Origin of the sequence: Roseobacter sp. FCG-D35, from assembly GCF_033436665.1 — a bacterium.
Lineage (GTDB): Bacteria > Pseudomonadota > Alphaproteobacteria > Rhodobacterales > Rhodobacteraceae > JAWQFO01.
The window spans coordinates 435,411-459,510 of the sequence record NZ_JAWQFO010000002.1 but is presented as its reverse complement, the minus strand read 5'-3'; the positions used below and the strand labels follow the sequence as shown (position 1 = coordinate 459,510).

General features: G+C 66.5%; 27 protein-coding genes and 1 tRNA gene. 14 read left to right on the top strand and 14 right to left on the bottom strand.

Features of this window, described 5'->3' with window-relative positions; all coding sequences use genetic code 11:
- Positions 1-49 precede the first annotated feature (49 nt).
- Complete coding sequence (gene tyrS / locus R5H30_RS06350; protein WP_318327240.1) at positions 50-1,300, top strand: tyrosine--tRNA ligase; 1,251 nt, start codon at positions 50-52, stop codon at positions 1,298-1,300.
- An 18-nt stretch (positions 1,301-1,318) separates the two neighbouring features.
- Here the strand turns inward: tyrS and R5H30_RS06345 are convergent, their stop codons facing one another.
- A complete protein-coding gene (locus R5H30_RS06345) occupies positions 1,319-1,867 on the bottom strand; it encodes an AAA family ATPase (protein WP_318327239.1) in 549 nt (182 codons plus the stop codon).
- A gap of 114 nt (positions 1,868-1,981) precedes the next feature.
- On the opposite strand from R5H30_RS06345, the gene R5H30_RS06340 reads away from it, so the two are divergent.
- Complete coding sequence (locus R5H30_RS06340; protein ID WP_318327238.1) at positions 1,982-2,737, top strand: SDR family NAD(P)-dependent oxidoreductase; 756 nt, start codon at positions 1,982-1,984, stop codon at positions 2,735-2,737.
- Entirely contained in the window at positions 2,737-3,204 is a 468-nt protein-coding gene (locus R5H30_RS06335) for an MOSC domain-containing protein (RefSeq protein ID WP_318327237.1), read from the top strand. The genes R5H30_RS06340 and R5H30_RS06335 overlap by 1 nt, the downstream gene beginning before the upstream one ends.
- On the opposite strand, the gene R5H30_RS06330 is transcribed toward R5H30_RS06335, so the two are convergent.
- The 3 genes from R5H30_RS06330 to R5H30_RS06320 all read right to left on the bottom strand — a co-directional run bounded on the left by R5H30_RS06330 (position 3,192) and on the right by R5H30_RS06320 (position 6,336).
- Positions 3,192-5,015 (bottom strand): ABC-F family ATP-binding cassette domain-containing protein, encoded by a 1,824-nt coding sequence (locus R5H30_RS06330; protein WP_318327236.1) that lies wholly within the window; start codon positions 5,013-5,015, stop codon positions 3,192-3,194. The genes R5H30_RS06335 and R5H30_RS06330 overlap by 13 nt on opposite strands.
- A gap of 56 nt (positions 5,016-5,071) precedes the next feature.
- The gene (locus tag R5H30_RS06325; RefSeq protein WP_318327235.1) at positions 5,072-5,755 is read right to left on the bottom strand and encodes a GNAT family N-acetyltransferase; all 684 of its coding nucleotides are present in this window, start codon (positions 5,753-5,755) and stop codon (positions 5,072-5,074) included.
- 98 nt (positions 5,756-5,853) lie between these two features.
- Entirely contained in the window at positions 5,854-6,336 is a 483-nt protein-coding gene (locus R5H30_RS06320; protein WP_318327234.1) for an outer membrane protein assembly factor BamE, read from the bottom strand.
- 113 nt (positions 6,337-6,449) lie between these two features.
- Between R5H30_RS06320 and R5H30_RS06315 the strand changes: the two genes are divergently transcribed.
- From R5H30_RS06315 to R5H30_RS06280, 8 genes are all read left to right on the top strand, one after another.
- On the top strand, positions 6,450-6,980 hold the full coding sequence (locus tag R5H30_RS06315) for a YceD family protein (RefSeq protein WP_318327232.1): 531 nt from the start codon (positions 6,450-6,452) through the stop codon (positions 6,978-6,980).
- A 234-nt stretch (positions 6,981-7,214) separates the two neighbouring features.
- The gene (rpmF, locus tag R5H30_RS06310; RefSeq protein WP_318327231.1) at positions 7,215-7,421 is read left to right on the top strand and encodes a 50S ribosomal protein L32; all 207 of its coding nucleotides are present in this window, start codon (positions 7,215-7,217) and stop codon (positions 7,419-7,421) included.
- A 46-nt stretch (positions 7,422-7,467) separates the two neighbouring features.
- On the top strand, positions 7,468-8,541 hold the full coding sequence (gene plsX, locus R5H30_RS06305; protein WP_318327230.1) for a phosphate acyltransferase PlsX: 1,074 nt from the start codon (positions 7,468-7,470) through the stop codon (positions 8,539-8,541).
- The gene (locus R5H30_RS06300) at positions 8,538-9,509 is read left to right on the top strand and encodes a beta-ketoacyl-ACP synthase III (RefSeq protein ID WP_318327229.1); all 972 of its coding nucleotides are present in this window, start codon (positions 8,538-8,540) and stop codon (positions 9,507-9,509) included. Before plsX ends, R5H30_RS06300 begins: the two co-directional genes overlap by 4 nt.
- A 94-nt stretch (positions 9,510-9,603) precedes the next feature.
- Positions 9,604-9,906 carry an integration host factor subunit alpha gene (gene ihfA / locus R5H30_RS06295; protein WP_318327228.1) on the top strand — a complete coding sequence of 101 codons (303 nt, stop codon included), beginning with the start codon at positions 9,604-9,606 and terminating at the stop codon, positions 9,904-9,906.
- Positions 9,907-9,910: 4 nt separating this feature from the next.
- Entirely contained in the window at positions 9,911-11,092 is a 1,182-nt protein-coding gene (locus R5H30_RS06290; RefSeq protein WP_318327227.1) for a MerR family transcriptional regulator, read from the top strand.
- 52 nt (positions 11,093-11,144) lie between these two features.
- Positions 11,145-11,221, top strand: a tRNA-Pro gene (locus R5H30_RS06285).
- A 67-nt stretch (positions 11,222-11,288) separates the two neighbouring features.
- Positions 11,289-12,365, top strand: coding sequence for a 2'-deoxycytidine 5'-triphosphate deaminase (locus tag R5H30_RS06280; RefSeq protein ID WP_318327226.1), 1,077 nt, complete (start codon positions 11,289-11,291; stop codon positions 12,363-12,365).
- Between the two features lie 9 nt (positions 12,366-12,374).
- On the opposite strand, the gene R5H30_RS06275 is transcribed toward R5H30_RS06280, so the two are convergent.
- The 7 genes from R5H30_RS06275 to R5H30_RS06245 all read right to left on the bottom strand — a co-directional run bounded on the left by R5H30_RS06275 (position 12,375) and on the right by R5H30_RS06245 (position 19,311).
- Positions 12,375-12,563 carry a hypothetical protein gene (locus R5H30_RS06275; RefSeq protein WP_318327225.1) on the bottom strand — a complete coding sequence of 63 codons (189 nt, stop codon included), beginning with the start codon at positions 12,561-12,563 and terminating at the stop codon, positions 12,375-12,377.
- Between the two features lie 47 nt (positions 12,564-12,610).
- A complete protein-coding gene (gene scpB, locus R5H30_RS06270) occupies positions 12,611-13,219 on the bottom strand; it encodes an SMC-Scp complex subunit ScpB (protein WP_318327732.1) in 609 nt (202 codons plus the stop codon).
- Between the two features lie 53 nt (positions 13,220-13,272).
- Complete coding sequence (locus tag R5H30_RS06265) at positions 13,273-14,064, bottom strand: segregation and condensation protein A (protein WP_318327224.1); 792 nt, start codon at positions 14,062-14,064, stop codon at positions 13,273-13,275.
- Positions 14,057-15,082: a beta-N-acetylhexosaminidase gene (gene nagZ / locus R5H30_RS06260; protein WP_318327222.1), complete on the bottom strand. Its 1,026-nt coding sequence runs from the start codon at positions 15,080-15,082 to the stop codon at positions 14,057-14,059. The genes R5H30_RS06265 and nagZ overlap by 8 nt, the downstream gene beginning before the upstream one ends.
- Entirely contained in the window at positions 15,079-16,227 is a 1,149-nt protein-coding gene (locus tag R5H30_RS06255) for an SPOR domain-containing protein (protein WP_318327221.1), read from the bottom strand. The genes nagZ and R5H30_RS06255 overlap by 4 nt, the downstream gene beginning before the upstream one ends.
- A gap of 86 nt (positions 16,228-16,313) precedes the next feature.
- A complete protein-coding gene (gene argS / locus R5H30_RS06250; RefSeq protein ID WP_318327220.1) occupies positions 16,314-18,056 on the bottom strand; it encodes an arginine--tRNA ligase in 1,743 nt (580 codons plus the stop codon).
- A 70-nt stretch (positions 18,057-18,126) separates the two neighbouring features.
- Positions 18,127-19,311, bottom strand: coding sequence for a deoxyguanosinetriphosphate triphosphohydrolase (locus R5H30_RS06245; protein WP_318327219.1), 1,185 nt, complete (start codon positions 19,309-19,311; stop codon positions 18,127-18,129).
- Positions 19,312-19,394: 83 nt separating this feature from the next.
- On the opposite strand from R5H30_RS06245, the gene R5H30_RS06240 reads away from it, so the two are divergent.
- The gene (locus tag R5H30_RS06240; RefSeq protein ID WP_318327218.1) at positions 19,395-19,718 is read left to right on the top strand and encodes a HesB/IscA family protein; all 324 of its coding nucleotides are present in this window, start codon (positions 19,395-19,397) and stop codon (positions 19,716-19,718) included.
- A 4-nt stretch (positions 19,719-19,722) separates the two neighbouring features.
- Here R5H30_RS06240 and R5H30_RS06235 read toward each other — a convergent pair whose 3' ends face one another.
- Both R5H30_RS06235 and R5H30_RS06230 read right to left on the bottom strand, forming a co-directional pair.
- Positions 19,723-20,769 carry a DUF6902 family protein gene (locus R5H30_RS06235; protein ID WP_318327217.1) on the bottom strand — a complete coding sequence of 349 codons (1,047 nt, stop codon included), beginning with the start codon at positions 20,767-20,769 and terminating at the stop codon, positions 19,723-19,725.
- Between the two features lie 34 nt (positions 20,770-20,803).
- Positions 20,804-21,091, bottom strand: coding sequence for a DUF6749 domain-containing protein (locus tag R5H30_RS06230; protein WP_318327215.1), 288 nt, complete (start codon positions 21,089-21,091; stop codon positions 20,804-20,806).
- A gap of 385 nt (positions 21,092-21,476) precedes the next feature.
- Here R5H30_RS06230 and xth point away from each other — a divergent pair, with 385 nt between their 5' ends.
- Entirely contained in the window at positions 21,477-22,259 is a 783-nt protein-coding gene (xth, locus tag R5H30_RS06225) for an exodeoxyribonuclease III (protein ID WP_318327214.1), read from the top strand.
- Positions 22,260-22,455: 196 nt separating this feature from the next.
- On the top strand, positions 22,456-23,484 hold the full coding sequence (locus tag R5H30_RS06220) for a PAS domain-containing sensor histidine kinase (RefSeq protein WP_318327212.1): 1,029 nt from the start codon (positions 22,456-22,458) through the stop codon (positions 23,482-23,484).
- A 6-nt stretch (positions 23,485-23,490) separates the two neighbouring features.
- Here the strand turns inward: R5H30_RS06220 and R5H30_RS06215 are convergent, their stop codons facing one another.
- Positions 23,491-24,075, bottom strand: coding sequence for an HNH endonuclease (locus tag R5H30_RS06215; RefSeq protein WP_318327211.1), 585 nt, complete (start codon positions 24,073-24,075; stop codon positions 23,491-23,493).
- Positions 24,076-24,100 lie beyond the last annotated feature (25 nt).

The window sequence follows — 24,100 nt, the reverse complement described above, 5'->3', positions numbered from 1 at the left end:
TGCCGCGCGCCTATAGAGTGCAACGCATTTCCAGCCAAGGGCAAGACAGATGACCTACCATCCGAAATCGGATTTCATCTCGATCATGATGGAACGCGGGTTTCTCGCGGACTGCACCGACTATCAGGCGCTCGACGAGGCGCTGATGGCAGGCGTCGTCCCGGCCTATATCGGCTACGATGCGACGGCGAAGTCGCTGCATGTCGGCCACCTGATGAACATCATGGCGCTGCGCTGGCTGCAGAAGACCGGACACAAGCCGATCACGCTGATGGGCGGCGGCACGACGAAGGTGGGCGATCCGTCTTTCCGCTCGGACGAACGCCCGCTGCTGACGCCGCAGGCCATCGACGACAACATCGCGTCGATGAAGACGGTCTTTGCCAAGCTCATTTCATACGACGACGGGCCCTCGGGCGCGTTGATGATCAACAATGCCGAATGGCTCGACGGGCTCAACTACCTGGAGTTCCTGCGCGACATCGGGCGGCATTTCTCGGTCAACCGGATGCTGAGCTTCGAGAGCGTCAAGTCGCGGCTCGACCGCGAGCAGTCGCTGAGCTTTCTCGAGTTCAACTACATGATCCTGCAGGCCTATGACTTCCTCGAACTGAACCGCCGTTACGGCTGCCTGCTGCAGATGGGCGGCTCGGACCAGTGGGGCAATATCGTCAACGGCATCGACCTCACGCGCCGCGTGCTCGACCACGAGATCTTCGGGCTGACCACGCCGCTTCTGGAGACCTCGGACGGTCGCAAGATGGGCAAGTCGGCGGGTGGGGCGATCTGGCTCAATGCCGACATGCTGAGCCCTTACGAGTTCTGGCAGTTCTGGCGCAACACCACGGACGCCGACGTCGGCCGCTTCCTCAAGCTTTACACCGAGCTTCCGGTGGCGGAATGCGACCGGCTGGGCGCGCTCGAAGGTGCCGAGATCAACGAGGGCAAGATCCGGCTCGCCAACGAGGTCACGACGCTTCTGCACGGCGCCGAAGCGGCGGCGGCCGCCGAGGCGACGGCGCGCGAGGTCTTCGAGAAGGGTGGGATCGGGGACGATCTGCCGACGCTGACGCTGAGCGAAACCGATGTCGGCAACGGCATTTCCATCGTGCAGCTGATCGTGCGTTCGGGTCTCGCGGCGTCGGGCAAAGAGGCCAAGCGGCTGATCGCCGAGAACGGCGCGCGGCTCGACGATGCGCCGCTGACCGATGCCGGCCTGATGATCGACGCGGGCAAGCTTGCAAGCCCGATCAAGCTCAGCGCCGGCAAGAAACGCCACGCGCTGGTGCAACTCGGCTGACATCCGGGCCGCCGCCTTTCAGGGCGGCGGTCCCGTCAGGCACTCGAGGACGAAATCGGCGCGCCGCTGCGGTTCGGTCTTGGGCAGCAGGACCGGGTCGTAGCCCAGCCGCCGGTAGGCCGCCTGCAGGCGATGATACTCCGCGATGCCCTCCTCCAGCCCGTGCCGGCGTTCGTCGTCGCGGCGGTAGATCTCGGGCCAGGGCGGTGCCAGGAAGACCGTCCGGTGAAATTGCGGGTGACCTCGCACCGTGTCCTCAGCCGGGGTTCCGCATGCATGTTCGAGCGCCACGGCAGCGTCCACGAGACCGCGATCGAAAAAGACCCAGCCGTCAAGGTCCCGCGCGGCATCCCGGTCCGCGATCGCCATGTCGACGGCCCGTCGCGCAAAGGCCCCCGGATCGACCCAGGGCAACGCCGAGCCACCGCTGCGGGACTCTTCGGCGACGATCCTGCGGCCGGGTTCAGCGACGGTCGCGAACCCCCGATACGCCAGTACTGCCAGCAGGGTGGATTTTCCGCCGCCGGAACACCCCGAGAGGATGACGTGGTGGCCAAGGTCTTTCACTGGCGTTGCCTCCTGCACGCGAAACACTAACGGATTTCTCTCGCAACCGCGCCCTCTTGCAGGCGCCTTGCGCCCCGTGCGAACTGAGGCACGTACCAGACCCGGGAGAGAACGATGCAACTCGACAGAACTTCGGCCCTGATCACCGGTGGGGCCTCGGGCCTCGGGGAAGCGACGGCGCGGCATTTCGCGGCGCACGGGGCACAGGTCACGATCCTCGACCGGGACGCCGAGCGTGGCGCGGCGGTGGCGCAGAAGATCGGCGGCCATTTCGCGGAAACCGACGTGACCGACGAGGCTTCGGTGCAGGCGGCAGTCGACTTCGGGCGCGAAAAGATGGGCCGGATCACGGCAGCGGTGAACTGCGCGGGCATCGCCTACGCGATCAAGACCGTCGGCAAGGACGGCCCACATCCGCTCGACGCCTTCCGGCGCACGATCGACGTGAACCTCGTCGGCACCTTCAACGTGGCGCGGCTGGCGGCGGCGGCGATGGCCGGGAATGATCCCGAGCCCGACGGCGCGCGCGGCGTGATAGTCAACACCGCCTCGATTGCCGCTTTCGACGGGCAGAAGGGCCAGGCGGCCTATTCCGCCTCCAAGGGCGGGGTCGCGGGCATGACCCTGCCGATGGCGCGTGATCTTGCGCAAAGCGGCATCCGGGTGATGACCATCGCACCGGGCATCTTCCTGACGCCGATGCTGCAGGGGCTGGGCGAAGAGGTGCAAAAGCAGCTTGCCGCCGATGTGCCCTGCCCGCCCCGTCTGGGCGATCCGGCGGAATACGGCGCGCTTGCGGGCTTCATCGTCGAGGCCGGCTACCTCAACGGCGAGGTGATCCGCATCGACGGCGCGCTGAGGATGCGCTGATGTGGAAGGGTCGCCTGCTCAGCATCCACACCACCGGAGCGTCGCGCGAACCGATACGCGAGCTGGACAGGGCGACGCTGATCGCCGGGGTCGGCATCGAGGGGGACCGCTATGCCAAGGGCATCGACACGGGCACCTATTCCAAGATCCCGGACGTGCGCGAGGTGACGCTGATCGAGGTCGAAACGCTCGAGGCGCTGGCCCGCGATCATGACATCACGCTGACGCCGCAGGAGCACCGGCGTAACCTGACGGTCCGAGGCGTACCCCTGAACCACCTCGTCGGGGTGCGCTTCCGGGTCGGCGAGGTCGTGCTCGAAGGCGGACGGCTCAATACACCCTGCCGGTATCTCGACATGATCACTCGCAAATCGGTGTGCGACCTGATGGTGCACCGCTCGGGGCTCAACTGCCGGATCGTCGAAGGCGGCACGATCCGCCCCGGCGACACCGTTCAACCGGCCTGAGCCTCGGCCTTTTCCTCGAGCGTCAGCCATTCCTCTTCGGCGGCCGAAAGCCTTTCGCCGCGTTCTGCCAGCGCCTCGGTCGCCTTGCGGAACTTCACCGGGTTGGCACTGAAAAGGTCGGGGTCGGCGAGCAACTCCTGCAGCTTGCCGATCTCGGCCTCGAGCCGGGCGATCTCGGCAGGCAGCGCTTCCAGACGATGTTTCTCGGTGAAGCTGAGACCGGCCTTTCGCGCGGGCTTCGGTGCCGTGGCACGTTTTGGCGCGGGGCCTGCGGGTTTGTCGCGCGCGGCGGGCGTATCCCTCTCCCGGCGCTGGCTGCGGTAGTCGCTCCAGCCGCCGGCATAGACCGTCGCACGCCCGTCGCCTTCCATCGCGATCGTCGTCGCCGCGACCCTGTCCAGGAAGTCCCGGTCGTGGCTGACCAGCAGCACGGTGCCGTCGTAGGTGTCCAGAAGCTCCTGCAGCAGGTCCAGCGTTTCGACATCGAGGTCGTTGGTCGGCTCGTCGAGCACCAGAAGGTTGCTTTCCCTGGCCATCAGCTTGGCCAGCAGCAGCCGTGCTTTTTCGCCACCCGAGAGCGAGCGCACCGGCGCGCGGGCCTGCGCCTCGTCGAAGAGAAACTCCTTGAGATAGCCCACGACGTGCTTGGGAGTTCCGCGCACGATGACCTGGTCGGCCTTGCCAGAGACGCGCATCTCGGGATCGCCGGTCAGGCTTTCCCAGAGGCTGAGGTCGGGGTCGAGCTGCGCCCGGGCCTGGTCGAACAGCGCGATCTCGAGGTTGGTGCCGAGCGTCACCATGCCGCTATCGGGGGTTTCGAGGCCGATCAGCAGGTTCAGAAGCGTGGTCTTGCCGACCCCGTTGGGACCCACCAGCGCGATGCGGTCACCGCGCTGCACGGTCAGCGAGAACGGCTTGAGGATGGTGCGGTCGCCGAACGCCTTGGTGATCGCTGTCGCCTCGATCACCTTCTTGCCGGACTTCGGGCCAGCGTCGAGTTCCATTGCCGCAGCCCCCTGCCGTCGGATCTGCGAGGCGCGTTCGGCGCGCAGGTCCTGCAGAGCGCGCACCCGGCCCTGGTTGCGGCGGCGGCGGGCCGAGATGCCCTCGACCGCCCAGCGCGCCTCGGCCTTGATCTTGCGGTCGAGCTTGTGGCGCTGCTGGTCCTCGTCTTCCCAGACCTTGTCGCGCCACGCCTCGAAGTCCGCGAACCCCTTGTCCTGCCGGCGCACCGCACCGCGGTCGATCCAGAGTGTGGCGCGGGTGAGGTTGCGCAGGAAGGCGCGGTCGTGGCTGATGATGACGAACGCCTTGCGGCTGGCGCGCAGCTCGTCCTCGAGCCAGGCGATCGCCTCGATGTCGAGGTGGTTGGTCGGCTCGTCGAGCAGCATCAGGTCCGGGTCCTGCGCCATCAGCCGGGCCAGCGCCGCGCGGCGCCGTTCGCCGCCGCTGGCGGTGGCCACCGGCCGCGCGGGGTCGAACTTCAACCCCTCGCCCGCGCGCTCGACCCGGTACATCTCGGAGGCTTCGAGCCCGTGCGCGGCGAAGGCCCCCAACGTGTCGAACCCGGCAAGGTCGGGGTCCTGCTCCATGTAGCCGACGCTCGAGCCAGGGCCGGTCACGACCTCGCCGCGGTCGGGTTCGACCAGCCCGGCCATGACCTTCATCAGTGTCGACTTGCCCGAGCCGTTCCGCCCGACCAGTGCCACGCGGTCGCCGTCGGGCACGACCAGCGAAAGGCCATCGAAGACCGGGTTGCCCCCGAAGGTCAGGGAAATGTCGGTGAGTTGCAGAAGCGGTGCGCGTGCCATGCACGCCAGCTATGCCGCGCGGCCTCCGGCGTCAACGGGGGTCGCCTTACGCGGTCTCAGACCAACGCGCGCAGCAGCCGCTTGCGGGCCTCCGGGATGGCCGCGACTTCGACGGCGGTGAAGACATGCAGCGTGTTCATCTGCCGGTCGACGACGGCGTGATCGCCGACCCACCCGCCCATCGCGAGGTAGCTGCGCAGAAGCGGCGGCATCATCCGCGTTGCCCGCTGCGCGTCGAAGGGAGCATGCGCAAGCGTACCGAACGACACGACCTCTGCGGCGACGGCGGCCGGTCGGCGGTCGTGCGGGCCGAGATGGCGTGCGTGCAGAAGCGCGAAGCAGTCGCGGTATGGCTTCGGGTCGATGCCGGAAAAGGACGTGCAGCCGATCAACAGCCTGACGTGTTCCCGGTCGACAAGCGTCGTGATCGCGGCCCAGGCCAGGCGTAGGACGTCCGCGTCGCGGCAGGCCGGATCGACGCAAAAGCGCCCGATCTCGAGAATCGGCCCCGGCAAGCCCGACAGCGCGCTCAGGTCGTAGGATCGCGCCGCGTAGCCGGTTCCGATGCGCGCCCCGTCGAGCCAGAGGAGGCGAAAACATGCGACAACGAGGCCGGCGCGGCTTTCGATCAGCACGTGATCGCAGGTCGTGTCGAAACTGTCGGCGTCGTTCGTACCGAAACATCTCTCCCGCAACGCCAGGGCTTTCGCGACGTCTTCCGCGTCCCGCGACAGGCGCACCAAATAGCGACCGCTTTCCGGAAGAGATTCTCGTGTCTCGACGGGTAGAGGCTCTGCGCGGACCGATCCGGTATCGCCCGCGACGGTCACCGGGGCCGTTACTCGGGCGACCCGAGGCCCGAGGGGCCGATCCGTCCGAGATTGCCGAGCAGCTGGTTGAGGAAAGGCTTGTCGTCGCTTGGCGAACTGGTGACGCGACGCGTCAGCGGCACCATGCGTCCACGTTCGAGGCCGAAGCTCTCGACATTGCTGACCACGCCGGCGTCGTTGAAGCTGATCGCCACGACGCGGCGGTCGACGACCTCGGGTTCGCGGATCGCGAAGCTGCGGACGCGACTGCGCACGTAATAGATTCCGCGGTCTCCGGCGACCGATCCGGCGCCGGTCGAGCCCAGCGCCTCCTCGACGCTGGCGCGCGTGTCGACACCGACGGCGATCTGGCTCAGCTCTTCGGCCGAGGGGACGTAGCCGTGATTGCGATACTGCGCCTGGCAGGCTCCCAGCCCGACAGTCAGCGCCAGCGCGCTGGTCAGGCGGGCCGCCTTGCGCAAGGTGGCCCTCGATATCGGGATACTGCTCATCACGTCCTTGCCCTTGGCCGGTGCAACTTCTATCTCGCTTACACCAAGCCGTGGTCCTCGTTCAAGAAACGAAAGCATAGATGATGTCAGCTTCCGCTCAGTCCCCTACCGCATTGCGTGTCGCCGATCTATCGCAGAACGCGCAGACGGCGTTCGAGATCCAGCCCGACGCTGCACGGACGCAGGACATTGCGGATGAGCTCGGCCTCCAGGGGTTGCGCAAGCTGTCGTTCCGCGGGGCGATCCGCGGCGAGGGTGCGCGCGACTGGCGGCTCGAGGCGACGCTGGGCGCGACGGTGGTGCAGCCCTGCGGCGTGACGCTCGAGCCGGTGACGACGCGCATCGACCAGCCGGTGACGCGGCTTTTCCAGCACGACTACACCGAGCCCGACGAGATCGAGAGCGAAATGCCCGAGGACGACAGCGTTGAGCCACTGGGGCGGTGGATCGATCCCGCCGAGGTCATGGTCGAGGCGCTGGTGCTCGCGCTGCCGCTCTACCCGCGCGCGCCGGGCGCCGAACTGGGCGAAGCGGTCTATGCCGAGGATGGCGTGGCACCGATGCGCGACGAGGACGCGAAACCCTTCGCCGGGCTGGCCGGTCTGCGTGACAGGATGAAGGATGACCCCGAGGCAGATCGCTAGTCAGGCAGGCTTCGGCTTCGCGACGCCACGCTCATTCTGCAGCTGCGAAATACCCCCTTGCGCCCGCGCGCAATCGGGGTATTTTGCGCGGCTCATCGCGAAAGGGTTGGACAAGGCGGGGGCCAGGGTCTAGACGCACGTCACGCCCGGACGGGATCATCAGAAACATGGCCACGCGCCCGATGGATGGAGCATGCATCCGGCCCGGCCCCGAACGACAGAAGGCCCAGGACAATGGCTGTTCAACAGAACAAGGTTTCCAAGTCGCGCCGCAACAATCGCCGCGCGCATGATTCGCTGGTCGCGGCGAACCCCAACGAGTGCCCGAACTGCGGCGAGCTGAAGCGCCCGCACCATGTCTGTGCAGCGTGTGGGCACTACGACGACAAGGAAGTCGTCGCGCTGACCGAAGAGATCGACCTGGAAGACGACGCAGCCTAAGCCGCCCCGTTTCCGGTCGGAACGGGACGGACAGGCAGTTGCGGACATGACGGCGAAGACCGATCAGACACAGGCGAAGCCCGGACGCACCATCATCTCAGTCGATGCGATGGGCGGCGACAAGGGTCCGTCTGCCGTGATCGCGGGCTGCGCACAATCCGCACAGATCAACCCGGACATCAGCTTCATCCTGCACGGTCCCCGGGCCGAGCTGGAAGAGCTTGTCGCGCGCCGCGCCTCTCTCGAAGGGCGCTGCAGCTTCCGTGATGCCGCGGACGTCGTGACGATGGAGGACAAGCCCAGCCAGGTGGTGCGCCACGGCAAGGGTACCTCGATGTGGTCGGCCATCGAATCGGTGCGCGAGGGCGAGGCCGCGGTGGCGGTGTCTTGCGGCAACACCGGCGCGCTGATGGCGCTGTCGATGATCCGGCTCAAGAGGCTGCCGGGCGTCAACCGTCCCGCGATCGCCGTGCTCTACCCGTCCTCGAACCCGCAGCGGTTCAACGTGATGCTCGACGTCGGCGCCGACGTGCGCGCCGATGCCGACGACCTGCTGCGCTTTGCCCTGATGGGCATGTCCTATGCGCGAAACGGGCTCGATCTGCCGCGGCCCCGCGTCGGGCTGCTGAACGTCGGCACCGAAGAGCACAAGGGCCGCACCGAGCTCAAGGAAGCCTTCGACCTGATTCGCGACCAGGCGGACCCGGCCGGGTTCGAGTTCGTGGGCTTCGTCGAGGGCGGCGACATCTCGGGCGACGCCTGCGACGTGATCGTCACGGACGGCTTCACCGGCAACGTGGCGATCAAGACCGGCGAAGGCACGGCGAGCCTGATCGGCAACGCCCTGCGAGAGGCCTTCAAGTATTCCTTCCTGTCCCGCGCCGCCTCGCTTCTGGCGCATCCTTCGCTGCAGCGCCTGAAGCGCCGGATCGACCCGCGCCGGGTCAACGGAGGCGTGTTCCTTGGGCTGAACGGCACCGTGGTCAAATCGCACGGCTCCGCCGATCCGACCGGGGTGTCGGCGGCCATCAAGCTCGCCGCGCAGCTCTCCGACATCCAGTTCACCGACAAGCTCGCCGCCCGTGTCGCCGCGATCCCCGCCGAGGAGGCGGCTGAATGACCCTGCGATCCGTCGTCACCGGCGTGGGCCACTACCTGCCCTCGCGCGTCGTCCCGAACTCGGCCTTCGAAGCCACGCTCGACACCACCGACGAATGGATCCGCTCGCGCTCGGGCATCGAGCGGAGGCATTTCGCCGAGAAGGGCGAGACCACGTCGCAGATGGGCACCGCGGCTGCGCAGAATGCGCTGGAGATGGCCGGGATCGGGCCCGACGACCTCGACGCGATCATCGTGGCCACCTCGACCGCGGACCTGACCTTTCCCTCTGCCGCGACCATGGTGCAGTCCGCGCTCGGCATGACGCGCGGCTTTGCCTTCGACGTCCAGGCGGTCTGTGCCGGTTTCGTCTATGCGCTTGGCAATGCCAATGCGCTGATCGTGTCGGGCCAGGCGCGGCGCGTTCTGGTGGTCGGAGCCGAGACCTTCAGCCGCATCATGGACTGGACCGACCGCTCGACCTGCGTTCTCTTCGGCGACGGCGCCGGCGCGCTGGTGCTCGAAGCGCAGGAGGGCGCGGGTGGCAGCGACGATCGCGGGATTCTTGCGGTCGATCTGCACTCGGACGGCGCGCACCGCGACCTGCTCTATGTCGACGGCGGTGTCTCGACCGGCACGACAGGTTACCTGCGCATGCAGGGCAACCAGGTGTTCCGCCACGCCGTGGAAAAGCTGGCCCAGACCGCGGAGACCGCGATGGAGCGCGCCGGCGTCGGTGCCGGCGATGTCGACTGGGTCGTGCCGCACCAGGCCAATATCCGCATCATCCAGGGCACGGCGAAGAAGATGGGCGTGCCGATGGAGCGCGTCGTGGTGACCGTGCAGGACCACGGAAACACGTCGGCGGCCTCGATCCCGCTGGCTTTGTCTGTCGGGCACGCCCGCGGCCAGATCAAGCGCGGCGATCTGATCGTCACCGAAGCGATCGGCGGCGGGCTTGCCTGGGGCGCCGTCGTGCTGCGCTGGTAAGGGCGAACCACCGCCAAAGCGCCGTCCGCCAAGCCATTGATATTGACTCGGAAAAACCCCCGGACCTATGGTTGCCGGAAACGAGGGGGAAGAGATGGCCGAGAAAACCCTGACCCGAATGGATCTCAGCGAAGCCGTGTTCCGCGAGGTCGGGTTGTCGCGCAACGAAAGCGCGCAGCTCGTGGAATCCGTTCTCGAGCACATGTCCGACGCTCTGGTGCGCGGCGAACAGGTGAAGATCTCGAGCTTCGGCACCTTCTCTGTGCGCAACAAGTCGGCCCGGATGGGCCGCAACCCAAAGACCGGCGAAGAGGTTCCGATCAACCCGCGCCGGGTGCTGACCTTCCGCCCGTCGCACCTGATGAAGGACCGGGTGGCCGAGGGCAACAAGACCTGATCTGATGGCCAAATCGCCCGACGCGTTCCGCACCATCTCCGAAGTCGCAGACTGGCTCGGCGTTCAGGCGCATGTGCTGCGCTTCTGGGAAAGCAAGTTCACCCAGGTGAAACCGGTCAAGCGGGCCGGGGGACGGCGCTATTACCGGCCCTCGGACATGCTCTTGCTGGGGGGCATCAAGAAGCTGCTGCATGAGGACGGGCTGACCATCAAGGGGGTGCAGAAGATCCTGCGCGAGCACGGCATGAGCCATGTCGCGGACCTGTCCCAGCCGCTCGACGACCTGACGCTGGCGGTGCTCGACAGCGATACCGCGCCAGAGACCGCGCGCTTTACCGTGGCCGAGCCGGAACCGGATACCGGTGTCGTGCTACCGTTCGAGGACCGTGCAAGCGCGTCGAAAGCGGCCGAAGCCCCGGAACCTACCCAAGCGCCGGAGGATAATGCCCCCGAGCCTGAGATTGCCCAAGACCCTTCCGGTCCGGGGTCGGAAACGGACGAGGCATCCCCGCAGGCCGACCTGCCGATGATGGACGCGGCGCGCGCGCCCGAGACCCCCGAGACCACCGAGGAGGAGAGCGCCGGAGACGCCGCAGCCGAGGATGCCCAGAGCGACGCGGTCCAAGGTGCCGCGCGCATCGAGGCCGGCGAGATCAGCGACGAGGCGCCTGAGGCGGAGGAGGCAGGAAACCTCTTCGCGGACGATCCGGATGACGGGGATGTGCCCGACGCCGAGGCTCCGATGAGCATGCCGAGCTTCCGCCGCCACCGCACGCCCGAGACGGCGGAGCCGCCGGTGCCGGATGCGGCAGCCGACGACGGCCTGCCCCGTACGGCCTCCGAAGCAGAACCCACACCTGAGCCTGCGGAGACGCACGACCTCTCCTCGGCGGAGGTGGATGGCCCCGAAAATGCCGAGCCGCTATACGCCGAGCACACCGCAGACACTGCAGATGCCCAGGACGCATCGCAATCGGATGCCACCGCGCCCAAACCCCGCGTCGTCGACATCCCGCCGCTTCGGGCGGAAGACGAAATACCCGCACGGCCCTCGGTTCTGAGCGCCCTGCACCCGCCGCGCCGGTTGTCGAAACGCCAGGCGGACGAATTGCGGCCGCTGCTCGCGCGGCTTGCGCGGGTGCACGACAGTCTCGCCGGGGACACGCACGGCAAAGACGGGGCGTGAGCGCAATTCGGCCTTGCCCCTGCTCTCAGATCGGGTATGAAACGCGGCAAGTCGGGCTATGGCGCAGCCTGGTAGCGCGTCCGTCTGGGGGACGGAAGGTCGCAGGTTCAAGTCCTGCTAGCCCGACCAAGAACCGCACTTCGTGGAGCGCCCGCGCCCTTGCGACGCGGGCGTCCGCGTGTCCGGGAGCAGTCAGATGAGCGGCGTTCTTCCAAACCAGTCCATCGCGGCGATGATCGAGGCCGGAGAAATCCGCGCGGCACACGCCGTCACCGAGGCCCAGATCCAGCCCGCGAGCCTCGATTTGCGTCTTGGCAGTCGCGCCTTTCGCGTGCGCGCCTCGTTTCTTGCGGGGACCGGCCGCACGGTCACCGAACGGCTCGACGAGTTCGGCATGCACGAGATCGACCTTACGAACGGCGCGGTGCTGGAAAAGGGCTGCGTCTACGTCGTGCCGCTGATGGAGTCGCTTGCCCTGCCCTTCGACATAACGGCGGTGGCGAATGCCAAGAGCTCGACCGGACGGCTTGACCTGCTCACCCGCACCATCACCGACGGCGGCACCGAGTTCGACCGGATCGCGCCGGGCTATGACGGGCCGCTCTACGCCGAAATCTGCCCGCGCTCGTTTTCGGTGCTGGTCCGGCCCGGCATGCGGCTCAACCAGGTCCGGTTCCGGCGCGGACAGGCGGTGCTGAGCGACGGCGAGCTGGGCGACTTGCACGCGCACACGCCCCTGGTCGACGGCCCGGCGGTAATCGATGACGGGCTCGGTTTCTCTGTCGACCTGCGCCCTGCCGGCGCGACCCTGGTCGGGTATCGCGCCAAGCCGCATACCGGGGCCATCGACCTCGACCGCATCGGGCAGTACCCCCCGGCGGAATACTGGGAAGAGGTGCATACCGACAACGGGCGCATAATCCTCGATCCCGGCGCATTCTACATCCTGGTAAGCCGCGAGGCGGTCACGATCCCGCCCGCTTTCGCTGCCGAGATGGCGCCCTACCTTGCGATGGTCGGCGAGTTCCGCGTGCATTACGCCGGGTTCTTCGACCCGGGCTTCGGCCATGCGGCGGCCGGCGGCGCAGGCTCGCGCGGCGTGCTGGAAGTGCGGTGTCACGAGGCGCCGTTCGTTCTCGAGCACGGGCAGGTTGTGGGCCGTCTCGTCTACGAACGCATGGCCGAAGCGCCGACGCAGCTTTACGGGTCCGGCATCGCCTCGAACTACCAGGGCCAGGGCCTGAAGCTCTCGAAACACTTCGCAGCCGCCTGACGGGAAAGCTCAAAATTTCATACCGCGCCGGATGAGCCGCGAAGTCCGTCGGGCCTTGCGCACCGAACCTTTTGCCTGTTTGCGCCCCTGCTTGCCCTGACCGGGTGCGCCGGCCCCCTTGCTGAAATGATCGAAACCCGCGTCGATGCCTTTGTTGAGCAGGCGCTGGATCACGATGCGCAGGATCATCGTCAGCATGCGTTGCATTCGCAGTCCTCCTCTTCCGGTCGCGGCGCGCGGCCGTCTCAGTCCTCGAAAAGTTCGCTCTGGCCTTCCGGGCTCTCGTCTTCGGCATCCTCGTCGTCGGGTTTCAGCGGCCCGCTGCCCGGCGGCGGGCGGTTCTCGAGCAGGCCGGCAGCGCGCAGTTCCTTGAGCCCCGGCAGATCGCGCGCATTCTCGAGGCCGAAATGGTCGAGAAAGCCCTGCGTTACCACGAAAGTCACCGGCCGGCCCGGTGTCATCTTGCGGCGCCCGAAGCGGATCCACTCCATCTCGAGCAACTGGTCGACCGTCCCGCGCGACACCGAAACGCCGCGAATCTCCTCGATCTCGGCCCGCGTCACCGGCTGGTGGTAGGCGATGATCGCCAGCGTTTCGATGGCGGCCCGGCTCAGCTTGCGGGTCTCGACAGTCTCGCGCTGCATCAGGAACCCGAGGTCCGGCGCGGTGCGCAGCGCCCAGGCGTCGCCGATCTTCATTACGGTGACGCCGCGCCCCTCGTAACGCTTGCGCAGATGCACCAGCGCCTCGGCCGGATCGCAGCCGTGCGGCATCCGCCCGGCCAGTTCGGACACGCTCACCGGCTCGGCGGTGGCAAAGAGGATCGCCTCAACCATGCGCTCCTGCTCGGCCATTGGCGGGGCATCGAAGAGGCTTTCCTCTGTCTCCGGCGTTTCGGCGCGGTCGTTCACGTCCGGGGATCCTTTCTTCGGATTTGGATCGGCGCGAAGGTATCGCCCTGCCGGATCTCGAGATGGCCTTCCTTGACCAGTTCCAGCGAGGCGGCGAAGGTCGCGGCCGTGGCCGAGCGCCGGCGCGCGGGGTCGGTTTCCCAGCCGTCCGGCAGATAGCTGGAAATCTCGGTCCAGTCACCCGCGAAACCGATCAGGCCGCGCATCCGCTCGAGCGCCTGCTCCATGGTGAAGACGTGATCGCGGTCCATCACGAACGGACGGAACTCGTCGCGGGTGCGGATGCGCGCGTAGCCCTGCATGAGATCGAGCAGCGTGGCGGTGTAGGTCACCCGGCGCAGGCTGGTCACCTCCTGGGTCTGGCCGCGCGCAAAGAAGTCGCGGCCAAGCTGGTCACGGCCCATCAGCCGGGCCGCAGCATCGCGCATCGCCTGCAACCGTTCGAGCTGGAAGGCCAGGTGCGCGGCCATCTCTTCGCCGCTCGGACCTTCCTCTTCCGGATCAGGCGGCAGCAGCAGGCGCGACTTCAGGAAGGCGAGCCAGGCCGCCATCACCAGGTAGTCGGCGGCAAGCTCGAGGCGCAGCTTCTTGGCCTTCTCGACGAAGGCGAGGTATTGCCGGGCCAGCGCCAGCACCGAAATCTTGCGCAGGTCGACCTTCTGGGTCCGGCTCAGCGTCAGCAGCACGTCCAGCGGCCCCTCAAAGCCGTCCACGTCGACGATCAGGGCCTCGGCGGCGAGGCGGTCGGCAACGGAGGTGCTGTCTTCTTCGAATGTGGGTTCAGCCATCGTCCCGTCCGCTCAACAGCGTCTCAAGCTGCGCACGAGCGGCGGCAATGTCAATATCGTCGGGGGCCCGGCGCGCGGCCAGCGCCCGTTCGGCACGGGCCTGCGCCGCTGCCGTCATCCGGCCGGCGGCCTCCGTCGCCTCCTGCCGCTCTGCAAGCGAGCGGTTGCACAGCAGCGCCACGTCGCAACCGGCGTCGAGGGCGGCGCGGGCGCGCGCGCCGTAGCTGCCGCTGAGCGCGTTCATCGACAGATCGTCGGTCATCAGCAGGCCGTCGAACCCGATCTCGTCGCGGATCAGATTGATGAGCCGCGGCGATTGCGTTGCGGGCGCGTCGTCGAGCGCCTCGAAGACCAGATGCCCCGTCATGCCCATCGGCAGATCGGCCAACGCGCGGAACGGCGCGAAGTCGACCGCTTCGAGGTCGTCCCGCGCCGCCGTGACGCGCGGCAGATCGTGGTGGCTGTCGAGCGTGGCGCGACCGTGGCCCGGCATGTGCTTCATCACCGGCAGCACGCCGCCCGCCAGCAGCCCCTCGGCCACCGCCTGACCCAACCGCGCCACCGTGTCGGGATCGCCCGCGTAACAGCGGTTGCGCAAAAAGGCATGGGTCGCGTCGGTGGCGACGTCGAGCATCGGCGCGCAGTCGCTGTCGATGCCCACGACGCGCAGCTCGTGCGCGATGATGCGATAGCGCAGGTACATCGCCTTTTCGGCCACGTCACCTGCCGCCGCTGCGAAATCGAGCGGCGGCGTCCAGTCGCTCCAGTGCGGCGCGCGCAGGCGCTGCACGCGCCCGCCTTCCTGATCGACGGTAATCGGTGCATCGCGACCCACGGCCGCGCGCATTTCGTCGCAGAGCGCGCGCAGCTGGTCGGGCGTGTCGACGTTGCGCGCGAAAAGGATGAAGCCGAACGGGTCGGCCTCGCGAAAGAACGACTTTTCATGCGGCGTCAGACGCAAGCCTTCGGCATCGAGAATGGTCGCGCCGAAGGTCCGCGCCCCCGCCGTTGCGGTCATCGCGTGACGACCGGAATACAGTCCGCGTTCTCGGCCACGAGCGTCGAACAGAAGCGCCGCGCGTCGGCCAGATCGGTAAAGCCCATCGCGCGCAGCCGGTAGAAGGTCCGGCCGCCCGAGCTTGCCTTCTCAATCACCCGCGACTTGCCGTGCAGGTAATCGCCGAAGCGGGTTTCGAGGCGCGCCCATTCGCTGCGCGCGACCTCGACGCTGTCGAAGGCGCCAAGCTGCGCCAGCCGCGTGCCGGTCGGGATCTTGGTTGCGTCGATCTCGTTCGACGCCGCGGCAGGTGTCGGGGCCGGGGCCGAAAGGCTCGCACGGATGAGCATTTCGGGTCCGTCCTCGGGCCGGGTGCGCGGGCGGATCGAGGTCCGGACGCCCGGCACGCTGCGCGCGATCGCAGGCGTCGCGGCCTGCGCGTCCTCCTGCTGAATGCCAGCAAGGGCCGCGAGGATCGCCATCTCGGTCCCGGCGTCGGAGGTCTCGTCTTCGTCCATGACTTCAGCGAGTTCGGTCGGCGTGCCCTCAGTCGCGGTCTCGACGCCGATCTCGGCCAGCGCCACGGTGCCGTCGTCAGCCTCCTCGGCGACCTCGGCGTTTTCGGTGGCTTCCTCCGCGTCGATCGGCGCCACACCGTCGGTCAACTGCGCGACCAGCCCGTCGACATTGCCGGCAGCGAGGCTCTCGGAAATGTCGGCAACCGTGGTTTCCTTGGCCTCATCCGCGGCGGTTTTTTCCGGGGCGTCGGGCTGTTGCACGGCTGCCACCGCCTGCGGGGTGATCGGCTGGTCCTCGTCGGTCAGGGCGGCTGGACGCGGTGCCAGAACGATCCGGTCGGCTGGCGCCTCGGCCTCGCCTTCTGCGGCCACGGCATTCACGGCAAGGCCCTGGTGGCGCGCCTGCATTCCGCCCGGATCCTCGGGCCGAACGCGCATTTCTCCGGCCATCGCGCGGACCACCGGAATGCCGGTCACGTCGCGCATGACCAGCTTGTAACTCCACATCGCGATGCCACCGATCAGCGCCAGCGACACGGCCGCGCCCGCCGCATTGGTCAGGAAAACCAATGACTTGGCGCGCGATCTCGGCGGGGATTGAAATTCGGGTACACTACGATCGTCTCCCATGTGCTGGGAGGAATTCATGTCTGTCATCTCTGCCTCGCTGCCCGTCCGGTGCATCGCCATCGGGGTCTGTTGCTGTCACGCCTGCCCGGCGCCAGTTGCGGTTTCTACCGCATTTCCTGGGCCGGTGTGACGCCGAGAATACCGAGGCCGGATGCGATTACAATTGCCGTGGCCCGGGCCAGCGCGATTTTTGCCTGCGACTGTTGCGCATCGTCCTGCAGGAAGCGCAGCGAGGTCTCGTCGTTGCCGCGGTTCCACAGCCCGTGGAAGGCGCCGGCGAGGTCATAGAGATAAAAGGCGACGCGGTGCGGCTCATGCGTGCGCGCCGCGGTTTCGACCAGCCGCGGCCATTCGGCGAGCTTTGCCGCCATCGCAAGTTCGGCCTCGTGGTCGAGCTTGCTCAGGTCCGCCGCGCGCAGGGTCTCGTCGTCGACGGCCACACCCGCCTCTTCGGCCTTGCGCAGCACGCTCGCCACCCGGGCATGAGCGTATTGCACGTAGAACACCGGGTTCTCGCGGCTTTGCTCGAGCACCTTGTCGAAGTCGAAATCGAGCATCGCGTCGTTCTTGCGCGTCAGCATGACAAAGCGTGTGACGTCCGCCCCGACCTGCTCGACCACGTCGCGCAGGGTGACGAAGGTCCCGGCGCGCTTGGACATCTTGAAGGGCTCGCCATTCTTGAAGAGCTTGACCAGCTGGGTGAGCTTGACGTCGAGCGGCACGCCGCCCTCAGAGAGCGCCGAGACCGCCGCCTTCATGCGTTTGACATAGCCGCCGTGGTCGGCGCCGAACACGTCGATAAGAGCGTCGAAGCCGCGCTGCACCTTGTCGTAGTGATAGGCGATGTCGGGCGCGAAATAAGTCCAGCTGCCGTCGGACTTCATCACCGGACGGTCGACGTCGTCGCCATGTTCGGTCGACTTGAAGAGCGTCTGCTCGCGCGGCTCCCAGTCCTCGGGCGCCTTGCCCTTCGGCGGTTCGAGCACGCCCTCATAGATCAGCCCCTTGCCGCGCAGATCTTCGATCGCCGCCTCGATCCGGCCGGTGCCATAAAGAGACTTTTCGGAGTAAAACACGTCCATTTCGACGCCCAGCGCCTTCAGATCGGCGCGGATGAGGTCCATCATCGCGTCGGTGGCGAAATTGCGCACGTCCTGCAGCCAGACCTCCTCGCCCTTGCCGACATAGGCGTCGCCGACCTTTTCCTTGAGCGCCTCGCCCACGGCGATCAGGTAGTCGCCCGGGTAGGTACCGTCCTCGAAGGCGACCTCTTGCCCGTGCGCCTCGAGATAACGCAGGTAGACCGACCGCGCGAGCACGTCGACCTGCGCGCCGCCGTCGTTGATGTAATATTCGCGCGTCACATCGTGACCCGCGAAGTCGAGCAGGCTCGCCAGCGCATCACCGAAGACCGCGCCGCGCGTATGTCCGACATGCAGCGGCCCGGTCGGGTTGGCCGAGACGTACTCGACATTGACCTTTTCAGCGGTTCCGATGCAATCGCGCCCGTAATCGGTACCGGCGGCGAGGATCGCGCCGACCAGCCCCTGCCAGACGCCGGCGTCGAGCCGCAGGTTGAGAAAGCCCGGTCCCGCCACCTCGGCGCTGGTGATGCGCGTGTCCTCGGCCAGGCGGGCGGCCAGCGCCTCGGCGATGTCGCGCGGCTTTTGCCCGGCGGGCTTGGCCAGCACCATCGCCGCGTTGGTCGCCATGTCGCCATGTGCCGCGTCGCGCGGCGGCTCGACCGTCACGTTCTCGAAGGACAGGCCGCCGGGCAACTGACCGGCGGTGACCATCGCGTCCAGCGTTTCGATCACGAGCGTGCGAATATCGGCGAAGAGGTTCATCGTCTGGTCCTGTCTGGGGTCAGCGCGTCTTACCATTCCCCCATGCCGGGTCAACTCGGAAGCCGGAGCCTCAGCGCCCTTCGAGCGGCGGCAGAAAGACACGCGTATCGACCGGCTGGCCGAGAATGAGCCGGGCGTGCTCCTGGATCGCGAAGCGATCCGTCATGCCGGAGATGTAGTCGCAGACGATGCGGCCAAGCTCGGTCTCGCCCTCGACGTCCTCGACATCCTTGCGCCATTGCTTGGGCAGATGCTCGGTGTGGTCCATGAAGTACGGAAACAGCTCGTTGACCACCTGCGTCACCTCGCTGCGCATGGCGACGACCGAGGGTGCGCGGTACATGCGCTGAAAAAGGAAAGCTCGGATCACCTTGAGATCGTTGAACACCGCGTCCGAAAACCGGATGATCGTGCGCCCTGCCCCGCGGATATCCGCGACCGAAGCCGGACCGAGCTCGGCCAGTCGCGCGCGTGCGAAGCCGATCACGTCCTCGACCAGTACGCCGAAGAAGCGCCGCAACGCCTCGTGCCGCCGTCGGTAGTAGTTGAGACCGGGGTATAGCCTGTCGACGCGGTCGAAACACGCGTTGAGGATCGGCAGTTCGGCCAGTTCGTCGGTGGAGAACAGTTCGGCGCGCAGACCGTCGTGCAGGTCGTGGTGGTTGTATGCCACGTCATCCGCGATCGCGGCAACCTGCGCCTCGGCGCTGGCGAAGCTGTCGAGCTCGAGATCGTGCCGCGCGGTGTAGTCAGCCAGCGCCCAGGGGATGTCACCCACAACCGGGCCGTTGTGCTTGGCGATGCCTTCGAGCGTCTCCCAGGTCAGGTTCAGCCCGTCGAAATCGGCGTAGTGGCGTTCGAGACGGGTGACGATGCGCACAGTCTGGGCGTTGTGATCGAAGCCGCCATAGGGCGCCATCAGCGCCTGCAGCGCGTCCTCGCCGGTATGCCCGAAGGGCGGATGACCGAGATCGTGCGCCAGCGCCACCGCCTCGGTCAATTCCGGGTTGAGCCCCAGCGCCCCCGAGATCGTGCGTGCGACCTGTGCCACCTCGATCGAATGCGTGAGGCGCGTGCGGTAATAGTCGCCCTCGTGCTCGATGAAGACTTGGGTCTTGTGCTTGAGGCGCCGGAACGCGCTGGCATGGATGATCCTGTCCCGGTCGCGCTGAAAACACGACCGGAACGTGCTTTCCTCCTCCGGCACCAGCCGTCCCCGGGCCGTGTCCGGATCAGAGGCATAGGGCGCCGTCATACTGGCTGGTCCTTGTGGCCTGTCCTTGCGGTTTCTATATTGCAGCCAGCGGCCCATTGAAACCGTCCCACGGAGCGCGACACATGAATCTGCCCCCGAAAGTCACACCGCGTGCCTTCGAACGCCTGGCCGAGATCGGCGCGGCCTCGGAAGGCAAGGCGCTGCGCGTGGCCGTCGAGGGCGGAGGCTGCTCGGGGTTCCAGTACGACATCGCGCTCGACGAGCCGAAGTCGGACGACCTGGTGCTGGAGGGCAGCGGCGAAAAGGTCGTCGTGGATTCGGTGTCGCTGCCATTCCTCGCCGATGCCACGATCGACTTTTCCGAAGAGCTGATCGGCGCGCGGTTCGTGATCGAGAATCCGAACGCGACCAGCAGCTGCGGCTGTGGCACGTCCTTCTCGCTCTGAAGCCTCAGGCCCGCGCGAAGCCTTCGAAAAACTCGCCGAACCTGTCGGACGAGCGTTCCGCGCCGGCAAGGATGTCGTAGCATTCCTGGCTGAGCGCGTCGGCGATCGTCGGGCGCATGACGTGCCAGTCGCGCCGGCGCTCGGCGCCGAGCTGGTACATCACCTCCGACATCCGACGCAAGGGCCCCGGCTTCCGATCCAGGCGGACAAAACTGTTCTGGCCGGCTCGACCGGCGCACCTGAACCCGCTCCGGCCGGCAAGCTGCGCCCACCAACCGGTGACGAGGTAGTCGTGATAGTCGTCGTCCGCGATGCCGCTGCCGCATCGGGACACAGCGAACCCGTTCAGGCCTTGTGCCAGCCAACCCTCCCAGATGGCGCTCGGGGCCTGTCCGACGTATCGCAGCGCGATGCAAACCTCGGCCAGCAGATCGCTGTTCTGATCCAGAAAGGCCAGCAATCCCGCGAACTCCAGCGCTGTAATGGCACGGTCGTCGAGCAGTGGATCGCAGCGACCGTAGTCGCTGAGATAGAAGACGATGTGGGTAAGTTCGTAGGCAGCCTTGCGGTTGGGCAGCGCGAAGGTGTCGGAGCGGGCGATGAAGGTGCGCAAGCGGTTGTCGAGATGCGCATCGCATTGTTTCACCCCACCGCGGGCCAGAAGGCGGACGGCCTCGGCGCGTTGCAGATCGGAGATTTCCATGCCGGGAAGATCGAGGGCAGCGACGTGGCGGCAGATTTCCGGTCCGTGCGATCCGCCGATCCCGAGATCTTCCAGATCGAGACAGATCGACAGCAGGAACCGATAGTATTGCGGGAAAAAGCGAAGGCGCTGCGGAAGGTCCGCATAGAAGCGTGCGTAGGGGTCGAGGTCGATGCGGTCCAGCGGCGCGCCCAGGTTGGCGCAGATGTTGAGAAGCTCCGCGTTTTCCTTGAGCCAGAACACGTCGTCCCGGCGTTTGCGGTGGCTGGCGAAGACCTGCAACAGGGCCGCAAGGCGACCCTGCAGGCCGATCCGGCGCGAAGGCTCGATGTAGACGACGTTCCCCATTGCCTGTCCTCCCCGCGTCGGATCTGCCGGTCTGTCAGGATCCCGAGCTGAAAAGCCCGGTCCATGCGCCGTCTAAGATCCCCGATCCGGCCGCGGGATCGCAGCTGGTGGTGAAGAGACCGGTCCTGGCCCCCGTCAGCGTATCGGCCATACGGGGCTCGCAGCTGGTGGTGAAAAGACCGCAGTCCTCGCCCAGGTGCAGGTCCGATCCCGGTGCTACCGAAGAGCGAATCACGCGCACCCCGAAGGCGCCGGAAGACAGCGCGTCCGGAACCGGCGCAAAATGGTCGTGAGTGGTGGAAAATTGTTTCAGAGCAGTCATTTATCTATCCCCGTGTTGCTCGGATTGTCGAGTGATTACAGCTTGCCCGTTTCAGGAGATATGCCAAATACTTTTCGTGTTAAGGATGTGTTTACCTTTGGTTATCCACAGCAATTCGGATGCCTAGGGTCTTCACGAGACGGGGTATCTGCTGCGACCGGACGTTGGAAAAAACTTTTATCCACAGGGTTCGGGGATTGTCGGGCCAAAACCCCAAGTAGTAAAATCAAAATTGGTTAACGAAACGTCGCTTCCCGGGGTCCGGATCAAGCTCGTCAGAGCGGCGAATCGGGGCCGCATGGCCACCGCTTCGGGGGCGCGCGGCCTTGCCGATTCCCGCGCCGTCGGCGATAGCTTGACGACAAGCGCAGCGGAGGCATCGGCCATGAAGATCGCAACCTTCAACATCAACGGCATCAAGGCGCGCGCGGCGGCGCTTCCGGACTGGCTTGACGAGGCCAAGCCGGATGTCGTTCTGCTGCAGGAGATCAAGTCGCTCGACGAAACCTTTCCGCGCGAACTGTTCGAGGATCGCGGCTACAACGTCGAGACCCACGGGCAGAAAAGCTTCAACGGCGTGGCGATCCTGTCAAAACTGCCGCTGGAGGACGTGCGCCAAGGATTGCCGGGCGACGCGGACGACGAACAGGCCCGCTGGATCGAAGCCATTGTGACCGGAGGGGACCACGCCGTGCGGCTCTGCGGCCTCTACCTGCCTAATGGAAACCCTGCCCCGGGTCCGAAGTACGACTACAAGCTGGCATGGATGGAGCGTTTGCAGGCGCGCGCCGAGACGCTGCTCTCCGAAGAGATGCCCTTCGTGCTGGCCGGCGATTACAACGTGATCCCGCAGGCCGAGGATGCCGCCAAACCAGACAGCTGGCGCGACGATGCGCTGTTTCTGCCGCAGAGCCGCTCAGCGTTCCGCCGCCTGGTCAATCTCGGACTCACGGATGCCTTCCGTGCCCGCGTGCAGGCGCCGGGACACTACAGCTTCTGGGACTACCAGGCCGGCGCGTGGAACCGCAACAACGGCATCCGCATCGACCACCTGCTGCTGAGCCCGCAGGCCGCCGATCTGCTGATCGACTGCCGCATCGACAAGGAGGTGCGCGGGCGCGAAAAACCCTCCGATCACGTGCCGGTCTGGATCGACCTCGCCGCCTGAGACTTGATGGAACGTATACCCGCCGCACGGGACATTCACCAATCGGGCCGTGTAGCCCGCCGATCCGGACCGCGATGACGCCACGACGCTTGGTTAACCAGACTGTTCAAACTTCGTGACCATGCGCGGTTTGACTGCTATCAGCCGATCAGGAAAAGGGATTGCTCGGTTGAGAGACGCATTCGAAGAACTACCGGTGGAACTCAGCGCGACCTGGCGCGTAACCCCCGACATGCTCTGCATCATCGACGGTGAAGGCAAGTTCGCAGCGGTCAACCCGGCCTGGCAGCGGACGCTGGGCTGGAGGCACGACGAGATGGTCGGACATCACTTCTCGGAATTCGTCGCCGAGGAGGATCTTGCCGCTTCTGTGCGCGCCTTCGAGACGCTGACCGCGGGCGATCCGGTCCTGAGGTTCGAGAATCGCTACAAGACACGCATGGGCGAGCAGCGCTGGCTGGCCTGGGTCGCCGTTCCCGAAGGCGATCACTATTTCTGCTCGGCGCGGGACGTGACCGACGACAAGCGTCGGCTCGAGATCATCCAGCGTCAGCGCAGCGAGGCCGAGCTGCGCGAACAGTTCGTCGCCGTTCTGGGGCACGACTTGCGCAACCCGATCAGCGCGATCGGCGCCGGCGTTCGGATGCTGATGCGGCGCGAGCAGGATGACGCGTCCGCCGAGATCCTGAGTGGCATCCAGGGCAGCGCTGACCGCATGGCCGAACTTGTCGACAACCTGATGGACCTTGCCCGTGCCAAGCAGGCCGACGGGCTGAAGGTGGAGCGCAGTGTTGGCAGCGGCCTGCGCGACGTGCTCGAGCAAGTGGTCTTCGAGCAGCGCTCGGCAACCGGCGCGGCGATCGAGCTCGAGATGTCAGATCTCGATGACGTCTACTGCGACCCGGCGCGCATCGGGCAATTGCTGTCGAACCTGCTGGCCAACGCTGTGCTGCACGGTGACAAGGCGCAAGCGGTTCGGGTCAGCGCTACGCGCCAGGCCGACCGTTTCATGCTGTCGGTCGCCAACAAGGGCGAACCGATCCCGGAGGAGGCCATGCGCCACCTGTTCCGCCCGTTCTTCCGGGAAAAGGTTCGGCAGAGCCAGAACGGTCTGGGTCTCGGCCTTTATATCGCCTCCCAGATCGCCCAGGCGCATGAGGGCGAACTCAAGGTCGCCTCGACCCCGGCAGAGACGATCTTTACTCTCGACATCCCGGCGAAGTAGTCCGGCTCAGGCCTCGAGTTCGGCGTCCCAGTAGAGGAAATCCATCCAGCTGTCGTGCAGGTAGTTGGGCGGGAACTTGCGCCCCATGTTGCGCAACTCTTCCGCGCCAGGCTGGCGCGGCGGTTTGCGCAGTGAAAGGCCCGTCCGATGCAGCGGCTTCGAGCCCTTCTTGAGGTTGCAGGGCGCACAGGCCGCGACGACGTTCTGCCAGCTCGTGACGCCGCCCGATGCCCGCGGCACCACATGGTCGAAGGTCAGATCGCCCTTGCTGCCGCAGTACTGACAGCGGAATTCGTCCCGCAGAAAAAGATTGAAGCGCGTGAAGGCCACGCGCTTCTGGGGTTTTACGTAATCTTTCAGGACAACCACCGAAGGGATCCTGATCTCGATACTCGGGCTTCGAACGATCTCGTCGTATTCGGCCACGATATCCACTCGGTCGAGCCACTTGGCCTTGACCGCTTCCTGCCAGGGCCAGAGCGAGAGCGGATAGTAGCTGAGCGGGCGATAATCCGCGTTGAGCACCAGCGCCGGATGGTGCTTCAGGCTCGCGGGGTTCCGCGTGAATTCAGTTCTGAAATCGCCGTCCATGCCTCACGATCACCCTATGCCCGAC

Excerpts from the sequence above, each read along its gene's own strand:
- R5H30_RS06240 (WP_318327218.1), top strand. The coding sequence starts at position 19,395 with ATGAATCTGCCCCCGAAAGTCACACCGCGTGCCTTCGAACGCCTGGCC.
- tyrS (WP_318327240.1), top strand. The coding sequence starts at position 50 with ATGACCTACCATCCGAAATCGGATTTCATCTCGATCATGATGGAACGC.
- R5H30_RS06340 (WP_318327238.1), top strand. The coding sequence starts at position 1,982 with ATGCAACTCGACAGAACTTCGGCCCTGATCACCGGTGGGGCCTCGGGC.
- R5H30_RS06245 (WP_318327219.1), bottom strand. The coding sequence starts at position 19,311 with ATGACGGCGCCCTATGCCTCTGATCCGGACACGGCCCGGGGACGGCTG.
- plsX (WP_318327230.1), top strand. The coding sequence starts at position 7,468 with ATGACGGCGAAGACCGATCAGACACAGGCGAAGCCCGGACGCACCATC.
- R5H30_RS06280 (WP_318327226.1), top strand. The coding sequence starts at position 11,289 with ATGAGCGGCGTTCTTCCAAACCAGTCCATCGCGGCGATGATCGAGGCC.
- ihfA (WP_318327228.1), top strand. The coding sequence starts at position 9,604 with ATGGCCGAGAAAACCCTGACCCGAATGGATCTCAGCGAAGCCGTGTTC.
- R5H30_RS06290 (WP_318327227.1), top strand. The coding sequence starts at position 9,911 with ATGGCCAAATCGCCCGACGCGTTCCGCACCATCTCCGAAGTCGCAGAC.
- R5H30_RS06275 (WP_318327225.1), bottom strand. The coding sequence starts at position 12,563 with ATGCTGACGATGATCCTGCGCATCGTGATCCAGCGCCTGCTCAACAAA.
- R5H30_RS06320 (WP_318327234.1), bottom strand. The coding sequence starts at position 6,336 with ATGAGCAGTATCCCGATATCGAGGGCCACCTTGCGCAAGGCGGCCCGC.
- R5H30_RS06335 (WP_318327237.1), top strand. The coding sequence starts at position 2,737 with ATGTGGAAGGGTCGCCTGCTCAGCATCCACACCACCGGAGCGTCGCGC.
- R5H30_RS06255 (WP_318327221.1), bottom strand. The coding sequence starts at position 16,227 with ATGAATTCCTCCCAGCACATGGGAGACGATCGTAGTGTACCCGAATTT.
- R5H30_RS06230 (WP_318327215.1), bottom strand. The coding sequence starts at position 21,091 with ATGACTGCTCTGAAACAATTTTCCACCACTCACGACCATTTTGCGCCG.
- scpB (WP_318327732.1), bottom strand. The coding sequence starts at position 13,219 with ATGGCCGAGCAGGAGCGCATGGTTGAGGCGATCCTCTTTGCCACCGCC.
- R5H30_RS06265 (WP_318327224.1), bottom strand. The coding sequence starts at position 14,064 with ATGGCTGAACCCACATTCGAAGAAGACAGCACCTCCGTTGCCGACCGC.
- argS (WP_318327220.1), bottom strand. The coding sequence starts at position 18,056 with ATGAACCTCTTCGCCGATATTCGCACGCTCGTGATCGAAACGCTGGAC.
- R5H30_RS06300 (WP_318327229.1), top strand. The coding sequence starts at position 8,538 with ATGACCCTGCGATCCGTCGTCACCGGCGTGGGCCACTACCTGCCCTCG.
- R5H30_RS06330 (WP_318327236.1), bottom strand. The coding sequence starts at position 5,015 with ATGGCACGCGCACCGCTTCTGCAACTCACCGACATTTCCCTGACCTTC.
- R5H30_RS06235 (WP_318327217.1), bottom strand. The coding sequence starts at position 20,769 with ATGGGGAACGTCGTCTACATCGAGCCTTCGCGCCGGATCGGCCTGCAG.
- xth (WP_318327214.1), top strand. The coding sequence starts at position 21,477 with ATGAAGATCGCAACCTTCAACATCAACGGCATCAAGGCGCGCGCGGCG.
- nagZ (WP_318327222.1), bottom strand. The coding sequence starts at position 15,082 with ATGACCGCAACGGCGGGGGCGCGGACCTTCGGCGCGACCATTCTCGAT.
- R5H30_RS06215 (WP_318327211.1), bottom strand. The coding sequence starts at position 24,075 with ATGGACGGCGATTTCAGAACTGAATTCACGCGGAACCCCGCGAGCCTG.
- rpmF (WP_318327231.1), top strand. The coding sequence starts at position 7,215 with ATGGCTGTTCAACAGAACAAGGTTTCCAAGTCGCGCCGCAACAATCGC.